Below are 13,036 nucleotides of genomic sequence, written 5' to 3' on the forward strand. Positions count from 1 at the left end.
ATCAATGCTTTTGCCCTTGCAGGGCGTTTTGCTATTTTCAATCCGTACACCCAAGGCGCTGCCTTGGGCTATGAGCTTATTGGGCTTTACCTTTTTCGCTATGCGCCAGTGACCGTTGGTTCAGCCCGTATAATTGACATTTCTCTGCCGAAGAAACAATTATCCGCCTGGAGATATTACTTTCCAAATACATTTTCAAACGCAGTCTGCGCAAACTCCACAGCATCGCCTTGCGCCTCATACGGATAGACATTGTGGAGCAACGTCCACTTCTCATCCATTGCATAGAAGTCGAGTTGCTTCATTGGCTTGCCGTCAAGTGTGGCAGCAAGAGCCTCGAAGTAAGCCTTCCAACGCGGATAATAGAAGTCAGCCAATACACCGTTCCATTCCTTATGGGCATACTCACGCAGTCCGCCACGTTCGGCTGCACTACGATTGCCCCATGTAGTTATCTGTACACGGGCGTTCCATTCGTAATGATTGCGCTCTTGTTCGTTTTGTCCAAGATTTCTTGCGCTACGAATCCATCCTCCCACCATAAAGTCGGGCATCGACGAGAGCAGACGGTCTTGCTGCAACAGAATGTCAAGGAAGCGCTTTGTGGTATAATCAAACATCTTGCGGTCCTTCGCCTTGTATGCAGCCACTATCTCATCATATACATAGCGTGCCTGCTCGGCTATCGCCTGACGCGTTACGTCAACAAGGTCGTAACGGAAGTTGGCGTTCGCCTTCACTTCATGCGAAGCCTCAACCATAAGCCGTGCGGCACGTATAACGTCGTCGGGATTATAGAACTCTTCCATTTCCGACCACGACGACACCTGATATACATCCAATGCCGGACGGGCACACAACACAGACTCATGACATCCCTGCTCTACTATCTTTGCCCCAGCACCATATACCGAACGTGCAAGCAGCAACCAAGCATCGTGCACCTTGGCATTATTGATGTTGCCATAACGTGCCTCAACATAATCATGAAGCCACTCCTTCCATGAAAACTTAGCATCGCGCCACGGCAACTCCGACACGAGTTCGTACATCACAGGATTGTTTTCTATTCCCTCCATTGTCAGTCCGACACCCTTCATAGTTGAGTTGAAAGAACTGCAACGTGCCTTATAGTACTCGTCGACAACATGTTGCAACTTGCCGAACATTCCTACGTTGCCACCAAAGTTCAAGAGCATGCAGAAAGCCCAATCATGTCCGTTGAATCCTTCCTTACGATACCATGTCGACTCAGGGTCGCCCCATTGCGGTCGGTTCTCCGAATAGAGGTCGAGCACAAGCATGTCGCCATTATTCAGATGCTTTATCATAGCGGGATAAGGACATGCGCCCCAAGCCTGCACCACCCAGACAGCTTTTGGATTGACAGCCTTCATGGCTCCCATTATAGCCTCACCAGCCTTACGCAAGTCTACGCCTCCGGCATTACCTCCCTCATGAAAGGGGTCCATGCTATAGAAGTCTGCCTTGCCGTAAAGACGATGTTGCTCCTTATAATATATTGAGGCTATCTCAGCAAAACGCTTTGAAGTAGGCTGCAGAAATGCCGGACGCTTATAGTCGTTCCACTTGCCTGGGTCGGCTACGTCAAGACCAAGTCGCTGCTTGGCATCATGTGGCACCATACCCGAATAGCCAGGCAGACAAGCGTTGATGCCAAGTTCCTTCATACGCTTCATTATCTGCTTCTGAAGACGCTCACGCTGCTGATACCAGTTGTCGGAGTTGGGTCCGCCCCACCCCTCAAGGTTGTTCATAAGCCACCAAGCCTGAAATGCCGGACCTGCTATAAACTGATTGGCCTCATCCTTAGTATAGCCCAACTTCAGCAGCACATTACGCCAAACGACATCTGTGCCTACGATGTCGAGACATAGGTTAATGCCGTGCAAAGCCATCCAGTCGAGTTCCTGTTCCCAACGCTTCCAGTCCCAGAACGCCATTGAGTAAGACAACGTACAATAGTTCAGATAATAGCGGTGCTTGATGTCTGTCTCATGCCGCTCCACCCCCTGCACAAGCGGAAGCGTAGCGGGCAACGAAGCGTGCATAGAGTTCCATGTAAGGTGTACGCCCACGCTATACTTCAAATACCAGTTTATACCCGAGGCTATGCTGACGTAGTTGTTTCCACGGATAAGCGGTTTGCCATTCTTGCTTGTAATCTCAAAGAAATCACAGTCGTAACGCACCGTTTCAGTCATAATCTTGCGCGACGCACCTTTATCAATACGTTCAAGCAAACCCTCAATAGGGGTAGCAGCAAACAATTGCAATGCAATAAAAAACATGAAAGCAATCAGTAGGTTTCGTTTTGGTGTCATTGTTATAGAGGTTTATTAATATTAGTTCAAAAGTAATTCAATGATGCAAAGTTACTTAAAACTAATGATTATTCATACAATTACACTTTTTAGTTTTACTTTTTGCAGCAAAAGCCTTACCTTTGCACTCCGAAAAAATCATGAGATAAGAATTTATTATGGACTTCAATTTTATTGGGACAATCTGGTCCCTTCTTCCTCCAGTCGTAGCCATTGCATTGGCATTGAAGACCAAGGAGGTATATTCATCGCTGTTCATCGGCATTGTGCTTGGTGCTATTTTATACAGTATGTCTATGGGCACTGGCTTTGAAGGTTTCTTGACACATCTGCTTAACGACACAGTAGGAACTGGTTCAGATGCCAAACAATACGGACTCATTTCATGCCTGTCAGATCCATGGAACGTGGGTATTATCGTTTTTCTTGTTGTGCTTGGTTCAATCGTATCGCTCATGAACAAGGCTGGAGGCTCGGCTGCTTTCGGACGTTGGGCATCAAAACACATCAAGACAAAGATAGGCGCACAGATAGCCACCATCATTCTCGGCATTCTCATCTTCATTGACGACTATTTCAACTGTCTGACAGTTGGCTCAGTAATGCGTCCTATAACCGTACGCCATGGTGTGACAAAAGAAAAGCTCGCCTATCTCATCGACTCTACAGCAGCACCTGTGTGCATCATATCGCCCATATCAAGTTGGGCTGCAGCCGTCTCGGGATTTGTGTCGGGCGGAGAGAATGGACTGGCGTTGTTCTGTCAGGCTATACCGTTCAACTTCTACGCATTCTTCACCATTATCTTCATGTTTATGATTGTAGTGTCAGGATTCGACTTCAAAGCTATGAGCAAGTACGACGCACGCCTGCAGGAATGGTACGAGCGCACAGGCGGACAAGTGGATGAGGTGATTGACACCAAGCTGCATATTGTAGAGCATGGTGTGGGTGCCAAGCAAGACAACAAGAAACCTGCAACTACCAACGGTTCGGTCGTAGACCTTGTAGTGCCGATACTGATGCTTATCGTTTTCTGCATGGCTGGCATGCTTTACTCAGGCGGATATTTCGACACAACAAGCACTTGCTATCACAATTTCGTAGATGCCTTTGCAGCAAGCAACGCCTCAGTAGGATTGGTTATAGGTTCGCTTGCAGCATTGATTCTTACAATAACAATGTTTGTTGCACGTCGCACATTGAAGTTCGACAATGCCATGAGCTGCCTTATCAAGGGTTTTGAAGCCATGGTTCCTGCCGTACTGATACTCACACTCGCATGGACACTAAAGAGCATGACCGACTCGCTTGGTGCAGCCGAATACGTTTCGGGCGTAGTTGCAAGTAGTGCTTCAGGACTCCAGATGCTGCTACCGGCAATAATATTCATCGTGGCAGCATTGCTTGCCTTTGCAACAGGCACATCATGGGGAACATTCGGTATACTCATTCCTATATGCATAGCCGTATTTCCGGCAGCAGCACCGCTGCGCATCATTTCCATATCGGCATGTATGGCAGGTGCAGTTTGCGGCGACCACATCTCACCGATATCCGACACAACCATTATGGCATCGGCTGGCGCAGAATGCAAGCACGTACATCACGTGTCGTCGCAGTTACCATACGCCCTGACAGTAGCCGCAGTATCGTTCCTGACATTCGTAGTGGCAGGATTCACACAGCAATTAGGCGTAATAGCAAGTGCCGCTATTTCATGGATATTCGGCATAGCAATGATATTCTCAGCATTATGGATACTGAAAAGAATTAGTTACAAAAAAAGTCTGCGTCAATAATTGAACGCAGACTTTTTTATTGTTGCTTTATCATTTTAAACTTTAGGCTTTCACCTCCAGTTTTTTATTTCTTAGTCTTAGCACGCTCATCACGCAGAATATTCTGCATAGAGTATACTATCTGTGGGTTTTGGTTAGCAAGGTTGTTGCTTTCCCATTCGCTTGCAGAAATATCGAAGAGCTGTGGCATAGGATTATTACCCGTCTCAACCTTCGGTCCCCATTGTATCATCTTCGGACCATTGTTTGGCTCGATATACTTCCACTGCTTCGTACGAACAGACAGCACGTGGTTAGAGGCAAGCTCAAGAACATACTTGCGGTTTTTAGTTTCCTTACCAAGCAATGTTGACATACAGTCTTCACTATCAGGAGCCGTACCCTGCGGCATACGTGCGCCAAGCATACTTGCGAACGAACGAATGTAGTCAATCTGTGAAACAAGAGCATTTGATGTCTGACCCGCTTTAACCTTTGCAGGCCATCTTACGATAGCCGGAACACATGTACCACCCTCAAAGGCACTGTACTTATTGCCACGCCACGGCCCTGAAGGCTTATGACCATTCAACAGTTCCTCAGCCTGATCCTGATAGCCATCGTCAACAACGGGTCCGTTGTCACTGGTAAGAAGAATAATAGTGTTATCAGCAATGCCGAGTTTGTCGAGAGTCTCCATAATCTGACCTACTGACCAGTCGAACTGTACGATAGCATCACCACGCACACCCATGCTACTCTTTCCGCGGAAACGCTGATGTGGGAAACGAGGCACATGTACGTCGTTTGTAGCAAAGTACATGAAGAACGGATTGTTCTTGTTAGCCTTGATAAAGTCGATAGCATGCGATGTAATAGAGTCGGCAATGTTCTCGTCCTTCCACAAAGCCTTGCCACCACCCTTCATATAACCTATACGACCAATACCATTGACGATAGACATGTTGTGTCCATGACTTGACTTCATGTTATAGCAAAGTTCCGGATTCTGCTTGCCAGTAGGCTCACCAGGGAAGTTCTGTTTGTAGCTTACCTCAATAGGAGCGTTCTCATCCCAATTGGCAACGCTACCATTCTCGATAAAAACGCAAGGCACACGGTCGGCAGTTGCAGCCATTATATAGTGATAGTCGAAACCTATGTCGGCAAGACCTGCCGGCAGCGGAGCGTTCCAATCCTGTGTACCTGCCTTGTCGCCAAGACCAAGGTGCCACTTGCCAATAGCGCAAGTACGGTAGCCTTGACTGCGGAACATATCAGCCATTGTATAGTCCTCTGGACGAATTATCATGCCAGCATTACCTGCTGCCACATCTGTGCCAGGACGACGCCAAGCATACTCACCAGTAAGAATAGAGTAGCGCGACGGAGTACTCGTAGCGGCTATTGCATGAGTATCAGTAAAACGTATTCCCTGACTCGCCAGACGGTCAACGTTAGGAGTCTCCACATTCTTTGCTCCATAGCATCCCAAGTCGCCGTAGCCAAGGTCGTCGGCTAGGATAATGATAACGTTAGGACGATTAGGGTCAGTGTTAGGCTTTGCTTTCTTTGCAGCATGAGCTATCTGAGTAGCAAACGGTGCAAGAAGCGATAATGCCAAATATGATTTCTTCATACTTAATGTTTATTATTAGATGTTATAAACAGACAGGAGGCTGTACCTTAAAGCGTTAAGCCTCCTGTCGTATTTGTAGTCATTTTTTTAATCCTCTCTCAAGTTTGGGTTGATGTTCTGTTCTGACAATGGAACAGGCCATATGTAGTCTTGCGGAGCACGGAAGCTGCGCTTGCCTACATACCAGCGGCACTTGCCCGTTGGATCTATTTCCTTGCTGCTAGAGTACTTCGCTGCATTAGGATAAGGAGCACCCCAAATCTTGCCTACAAGTACCTTGTCAGCAATCTGCCAACGGAATATATCCCAAAGACGTATACCCTCATATGCCAACTCAACGCGACGCTCGTGGCGTACAATCTCACGCAGCTTGTCGACATTAGTCTCCGTAATAGCAGGCATATGCACATCAGCACGTCCGCGAACCTTATTTATAGTAGCATCAAGCAAAGCCTGATCGATGGTCTGGTTGCTCTCAATCATACACTCAAGGTAGCTAAGCAACACCTCTGCATAGCGAATGATAGGAGTAACGGCCGAGTAACTTGTGATGTCAGCTATAGGGTCCTCTGTATAGTACTTACGCCACATGAAGCCTGTGCGCGAAGCCTCCGACGAGTAATCAAGACGCTCCTTCTTACCAGCCTCGTAGTCTGGACTCATGCGATACTCAGTACCGCGGAACATAGCACCATTATAGAAAATGGTATAGTCTAGACGTGGATCTCGGTTCTTACCCAAGTTGTTTGGATCGTATCTTGGGTCATCGTAGCTGAATGGTGTACCATCGTTGAACTCGTAAGCCTCAAACAATCCAGCAGACGGATTAGACAAACTCCAACCGCCATCCTTTGCAGGCAGACCATGCTGAGGCAAACCGCAACCAAAGTAGCCCTCAAGGTAGCTTATGTAGAATATGTTCTCCTTATTGCCAACACCCGAACCTGGGAGGAATAGATCCGAGTAATTAGGCTCAATGTCGTTATCTCCGAGAGTTATTATCTCCTTATAGGTCTCAGCAGCCTCGCTCCACTTCTTGTCCAACATAAGTGTTCGTCCAAGGAAAGCCAAAGCAGCCTGCTTGCAGGCGCGACCAGTCTCCGACGAGCCCAGGTCCTTAAAGCGTGGCAGGTCAACAGCAGCTTCCTTAAATTCTTTTTCACACCATTCTAGAATGTTTGCCTGTGTCTCCTTCTTCACGTTATTTGCCTCTTCGCCTGTTAGCACAGTTGTAACAAGAGGTACATCATGGAAGTAGCTGGCAAGATAGTGATACTGTGTTGCTCTTAGGAAGCGTGCCTCTGCAATCATACGCTTGCGCTGGGCAAAGTTATTACCACTTTGGATACCCTCAAGGAAACGGTTGCACTTGCCTATGCGTGCATAAGCCGACGACCAGTATCTACCTACAAAGGCATTGTTGTTAAGCAACTGTCCACTTGTAATCTTGAAGAATGGATTGTTCTCGCCACGTCGGTCAAAAGCGTTGTCGGTAAGATGCTCGGTAAAAAGCAGTCCGTGATACGACCAGAAGTCGCTTGGATTATATTCTACTCCATTTGCAATATTACCACGATAGAGTGGTGTAAGGGCCAGTTTTGCCTTATTTTCGATGTCAGATCCACTCCAGTAGTTGTTGTCTGGCAAGTCGGTGAGCGGCGAGCGCTCCAGATCGCAAGAATTGAAGCATAAAGCTGATGCCAATGCGATGCCTATATATAATAATTTGGTTTTCATAATTTGTTAAAAAGCTAAAGTTAGACCGAATGTGTACGAAGACATAACGGGATAGTAAGAACCGCGGTTGTTGGTGTTCTCAGGATCCCATCCCTTGCGATAGCCCTTGAATGAGAATGGGTTGTCCATAGAAATGTATGCACGCATGCTACTGATACCAGCCTTGCTGATGATGTTCTTGGGCAACTTGTAGCCAAACTGTATGTTGCGCACCTTCACGAATGAGGCATCAAGAATCCAATAGTCGGACAACAAGGTGTTGTTACTGCCTGCGTTAGACATTACCTCAAGGCGTGGATACTTAGGATAGCGATTTGTTGGGTTCATGTTCCAGCATTCCTCCATCTGCCATTTCTGTATGTTGCCCTCCTGGAAGAAGGCGAAGCCTGCCCACTCGTTGAGGCGGCCCTTTACACCTGCTACACCCTGCAAGAGCACGCTGAAGTCAAATCCCTTATAGTCGCCACCAAAGCTTAAACCGAAAGTATACTTTGGAATAGAAGAACCAAGGTAAGTCATATCCTTAGGTGTAACCTTCTTATCGCCATCGAGATCAACGTAGCGGATGTCACCAGCCTTCGAACCCTTGGCAATAGCGCTCTGGTCGTACCACTCACCAACTTCCTCGTCAGTAAGGAACACTCCATCAGTCTTGTAGCCATAGTACATCTGCATTGGATAGCCAATAAAGAGGTCACTACCGTTACCTACCATACCATTAGCTTGTGTAACATTACCCATACCAAGTGTTAGTACCTTGTTCTTGATGATAGAGAAGTTGCCATTTACCCAGTAGTTGAATCCACCAACCTTGTCGCGGTAGCCTACCTCAAACTCAAAGCCCTTGTTCTCTACAGCACCTGTATTGACCTGTGATACATTAAGACCGAATATAGAAGAGTAACTTGCTGATGGCTTATAAAGCACGTCAGTAGTCTTACGGTAGAAGTATGTTGCGTTAAGTGTAAGGCGATTCTGGAAAAATCCGGTCTCAATACCTATATCCGATGTGCGTGTCTTCTCCCACTTGAGGTTCGGATCTACGTATGTAGTGATAGACGCACCAGTTGTGTATACACCACCAAATACATAGTTCTGATTACTGCCTAGTGTATAAACTGACTGATACGGATAGTTACCAATGTTGTTATTACCAAGTACACCGGTAGAAGCTTTTATCTTGAGATTGGTGAACCACTTGGCTACAGAAGAGTTCTTCCAGAACTTCTCCTCGCTTACACGCCAACCCAAGGCTGCCGATGGGAAGAAACCATACTTAGAGTCTGTCGGGAATCGTGACGAGCCATCATAACGCATTGTTGCCTCAAAAAGGTAGCGCTCGTCGTAGTTGTAGGTTAGACGTCCGAAAATAGACTGTATTGCCCAGTCGTATCCACCGCCAAAGTTGGTCTGTCCATCGGCGCCGCCCGCTGTAAGGTATGGCACGTCGTTCGACGGGAAATTCTGGCGATAACCGCCTACAGAGCGCTGATTCTCATCCTCCCAAGTATAGCCAACGAGCACATCGATAGCGTGCTTCTTGGCGATGACGGTGTTATAGTCGGCAGTTGCCTGGAATGTCTTGTACACGGTGCGATACATGTCGTCCGAAAGCGACGACGGACCATTATTTCGACCACTTGTTGTAACAAACTCACTGCGATAGTTTCTAACGTGCTGCAAAGAGTAATTGTAGCCACCAATACCTTTAAGGGTAAGACCCTTGATCGGCTTATAAGTAAGATCTAGGTTACCACCGAACTTGTCGAAGTCCTGACGATAGAATGATGCACACTTCTCTACCCAAGCCACAGGCGTACCGCTGCCTTTCAGGCCATTGCCATTGGAGCCATCAGACATATATGAAGGTAGCAATCCCGGGTAGCGCAGAGCAGCAAGCATGATACCTGCATATCCTGCTGAATCGAGCTGTCCAGGAGTAGAAGGCTCATGACGGTCGCTTGCCATACCATTAAGGCGTATACCCATGGATAAACCCTTAGTTATCTTAGCATTGAGATTGAGACGTACGTTGTACTTATTATAATAGTTATTCTTAAGTAAACCGTCGTGACGAAGGTATCCAGCAGTAGCCATATACTGTATGCGGTCGTTGCCACCATTTACATTGAGAGTATGCTTTGTTAGGAACGAGTGTCCACCAAACAACTTCTCAAGATAGTTCTCGTCTGCATAGTTATCGGGATCAGAACCATCCTTATACTTCTGGATATCCTCAGCAGTATATGTGTCAGTGCCGATAGCCATGTTGTAGAACTTTGCATAGTCATAAGAGTGTGCCATTTCAGGTAGTTCAGCAGCCTTGCTGAAACCTACCGAACCATTGTAAGAAACCTTTGTGCGACCTTCCTTACCACGCTTAGTTGTAACGAGCACAACACCATTGGCTGCACGCGAACCGTAGATGGCTGCAGAAGAAGCATCCTTAAGAACTGAGATATTTTCGATTTCGTCCGGGCTTAGGTCACTCAATGAACCTGGCATACCATCAACCAGCACAAGTGGACTTGGGGTAGCACCAAAAGAACCTACACCACGCACACGGATTGTACCACCGTCCTGACCTGGATTACCGCTCGTCTGTGTGATGGTTACACCAGACATCTGACCAGTAAGCATATTGCTGACATCACTTGCAGAACGGGCTTCAAGCGATTTAGAATCGACAGTAGCGATAGATCCAATAACGTTAACCTTTTTCTGTGAACCATAGCCCACAACTACAAGTTCTTCAAGACTCTGTGCATTTTCCTTCATTGTTACATTTGTAGTTGCACCACTACGAGCCTTAACCTGTTGAGAAAGGAAACCAATATAAGAAATATCAAGCGTTGGATTTTCCTTACTGCTATTCAGCACGAAATTTCCATCTATATCCGTAACTGTACCATTCTTTGTTCCCTGCTCAACAACAGATGCACCTATGATGGGTTCGCCATTATTGTCAAGCACACGGCCCGTTATTTTAGTTTTGCCTACACCTTGGCGTACTGATTGTTCTGGCTGCGCTCCATTATGTCCAGCTTTAACAATAATGATGTGACGGTCCACAATCTTGTAGGTAAGGTTGCCATTACCCTTCAAGATTTGATTCATCAACTCGCCAAGCGTTTCCGACTTCGACTTCAACGACACTGTCTTGTTAAGATTGATAGTGTTCTGTGAGAAATCAACCGACATTTGGGTCTGCTTCTCAATAGCCTTGATAATTGACGATACCGTAGCCTTGTTCTGAGTCAGATGAATCACCTGACTTTGTCCGAATGTGCTCACCGACATCGACAGACAGAGTGCAAGTGCGGCTGCTGTCTTCTTGTTCAATAAGGTCTTCATTGTTTTGTTAGTTTATATTAATATTTAGGTGTAACTATTTGGTGGTATTTTTTAAATAGAGCCGTATATTACGGCCATCTATTTTGTATGCTATATTGCCAGATATCATTGACAAAACTTTCATTACTCGGTCTACTGATTCTTCTCGTTTGAAGTTCATAGTATAACGCTTACCCAAATTGACTTCTGGTGCCACTGTTATTGATACATCATACTTACGTTCCAAGGTCTTGACGATCACCGAAAGAGGCTGCGATGCAAAATCAACATTTCCTCCTACCCACGCACCGTAAGCCATAGCATCAACGGTATTCTTGTGCATAGTGCCATTCCTACGATTGTAAACTACCTGCTCATTGGGCTTTAGTGTCATTGATTGTTTATTGTCAAACACCTTAACCAATCCTTCCTCAAGTGTCACAATGATATTATCATCTTCGTTGTAAGAGTCTACGGTGAAATGAGTTCCAATCACCTTAACCTTCAGACTACCCATATTCACCACAAATGGATGCATACGGTCTTTAGTCACAGCAAAATGACACTTACCGTTGACATACACATTACGGTTGTGCGTGCGATTACTAAAACTTGCCGGATATATTATTGACGTACCTGCATCAAGCTTTACACAAGTATTGTCCGAGAGTATCAGACTGTCTATCTTCCCTTCTGGAACATAAAATTGTGTCAACTCCGTTTCCTGTACATGATATTCTGCCGAATAATTCCAAGCAACAAAAGCAGTGATTATAGGCGCAATGAATAGTGCAGCATACTTCATTATGCTTAGCACACGCACCTTGCGACGCTTTGCACGATTGTATGCCGTACGGCGATTGCGGAAGATGGCAAGAGCATCCGACATCTCACTCTCTGATATGTCTGATACATCTTGATTCCACAAGCGACGCAGTGCATCGTCCTTTGGTGTTGATTCTGTATATTTAGTACTATTTGGTTGCATAGCTGTTTATGGTTTTCTACTAATAAGAGTAAAAAACCGGCAACCACACGTAGCTACTTATAGTTAATCAATGTTAATATTGCAAGTAACGGCAAAATCTTACGCAAGTGGGCAAGTGCAGCAGATATATGCGTCTCTACAGTACGCTTGCTTATGCCAAGACGCTCAGCAATCTCAGCATTGCTCAGTCCATCTACACGACTCATAACAAACACACGGCGACGCTGCTCGGGCATAGAGTCTATCTCGCTCATTATTATATCATAAAGTTCCTCGTAGCACAACTTCATATCACCCGTCACATCATTGCCTTGAATGTCACATGCCGACTCATCATCACAATACACAAGCGACTGCTTCACACAATGTATGGCAGCATTACGAGCAGAAATGAAAAGATAATTGTCGAGATTTTCTATCTTCAAAAAACGTTCACGCTTAATCCATAGTTCCATAAAAAGATCCTGAACTATGTTCTCAGCCTCACTCTTCTCACGACAAAAACGCATTACAAACTGTAATACCTTGGGATAATACTCCACAAACAATGCGTCAAATGCCATCTCATTGCCATCGGCAAGGGCTGACATAAGGAATGTATTATTTGTGAACTTATCCATAACTATATTACTTTAATAAAACTTAATCTACTTTTGCAAGCTTTGCCATAAACGTAGCAATCATCTCTGCTGCCTTTTCGAGATATTCTCTGTCTACATTGTCGAATGTAGCAAGTTCGGTGCTGTCGATGTCTATCTCGCCTACCACTATTCCGTCAGAAAATAATGGTACTACAATCTCTGATCTTGAGAGCGACGAACACGCTATATGTCCAGGAAAAGCTTCCACATCCTCTACAACAAGACTGCGACATTCCTTCCATGCAGTGCCACAAACACCGCGTCCGAACTTTATCCTCGTACATGCAGGAGTGCCCTGGAACGGACCGAGTATCAGTTCGTCATCATCTACAATATAAAATCCGACCCAGAAATATTCCTTTGGGAAGACTACTTTCATCACTGCCGCACAATTCGACAATACGCTGATTGGATTGTCGTCAGCATTTGCGAAGACTTCTATCTGCGAGAGAAGTTCACGGTATCTTGATTGTTTATCCATAGTTTAATCGTTTTGATTTAGCGACAAAATTAATAAAATAATGTAAACAAGCCAAAGAACACTGCTAAATAATAATGTATAGCGTGTGCAA

The 13,036-nt window shown here is 45.7% G+C and carries 8 protein-coding genes; 1 reads left to right on the forward strand and 7 read right to left on the reverse strand.

Going from position 1 to position 13,036, the window contains the following annotated elements; all coding sequences use genetic code 11:
- Nucleotides 1-176 precede the first annotated feature (176 nt).
- Nucleotides 177-2,345, reverse strand: a complete 2,169-nt coding sequence (locus I6E38_RS12590; protein WP_235394322.1) for an alpha-N-acetylglucosaminidase — start codon at nt 2,343-2,345, stop codon at nt 177-179.
- 158 nt (nt 2,346-2,503) lie between these two features.
- Between I6E38_RS12590 and I6E38_RS12595 the strand changes: the two genes are divergently transcribed.
- A complete protein-coding gene (locus I6E38_RS12595; protein WP_235394323.1) occupies nt 2,504-4,147 on the forward strand; it encodes a Na+/H+ antiporter NhaC family protein in 1,644 nt (547 codons plus the stop codon).
- A 64-nt stretch (nt 4,148-4,211) separates the two neighbouring features.
- Here I6E38_RS12595 and I6E38_RS12600 read toward each other — a convergent pair whose 3' ends face one another.
- The 6 genes from I6E38_RS12600 to I6E38_RS12625 form a co-directional block, all read right to left on the reverse strand.
- Nucleotides 4,212-5,765, reverse strand: a complete 1,554-nt coding sequence (locus tag I6E38_RS12600; RefSeq protein ID WP_235394324.1) for a sulfatase family protein — start codon at nt 5,763-5,765, stop codon at nt 4,212-4,214.
- Nucleotides 5,766-5,852: 87 nt separating this feature from the next.
- A complete protein-coding gene (locus I6E38_RS12605; RefSeq protein ID WP_235394325.1) occupies nt 5,853-7,502 on the reverse strand; it encodes a RagB/SusD family nutrient uptake outer membrane protein in 1,650 nt (549 codons plus the stop codon).
- Nucleotides 7,503-7,508: 6 nt separating this feature from the next.
- Nucleotides 7,509-10,856, reverse strand: coding sequence for a TonB-dependent receptor (locus I6E38_RS12610; protein ID WP_407936661.1), 3,348 nt, complete (start codon nt 10,854-10,856; stop codon nt 7,509-7,511).
- A 34-nt stretch (nt 10,857-10,890) separates the two neighbouring features.
- Entirely contained in the window at nt 10,891-11,823 is a 933-nt protein-coding gene (locus tag I6E38_RS12615; protein ID WP_235394326.1) for a FecR family protein, read from the reverse strand.
- 53 nt (nt 11,824-11,876) lie between these two features.
- Nucleotides 11,877-12,443: an RNA polymerase sigma-70 factor gene (locus I6E38_RS12620; protein WP_235394327.1), complete on the reverse strand. Its 567-nt coding sequence runs from the start codon at nt 12,441-12,443 to the stop codon at nt 11,877-11,879.
- A gap of 22 nt (nt 12,444-12,465) precedes the next feature.
- Nucleotides 12,466-12,945: a GAF domain-containing protein gene (locus I6E38_RS12625; RefSeq protein WP_235394328.1), complete on the reverse strand. Its 480-nt coding sequence runs from the start codon at nt 12,943-12,945 to the stop codon at nt 12,466-12,468.
- Nucleotides 12,946-13,036 lie beyond the last annotated feature (91 nt).

It is taken from the genome of Leyella stercorea (assembly GCF_021531355.1).
In the GTDB taxonomy this organism is placed as follows: Bacteria; Bacteroidota; Bacteroidia; order Bacteroidales; family Bacteroidaceae; genus Prevotella.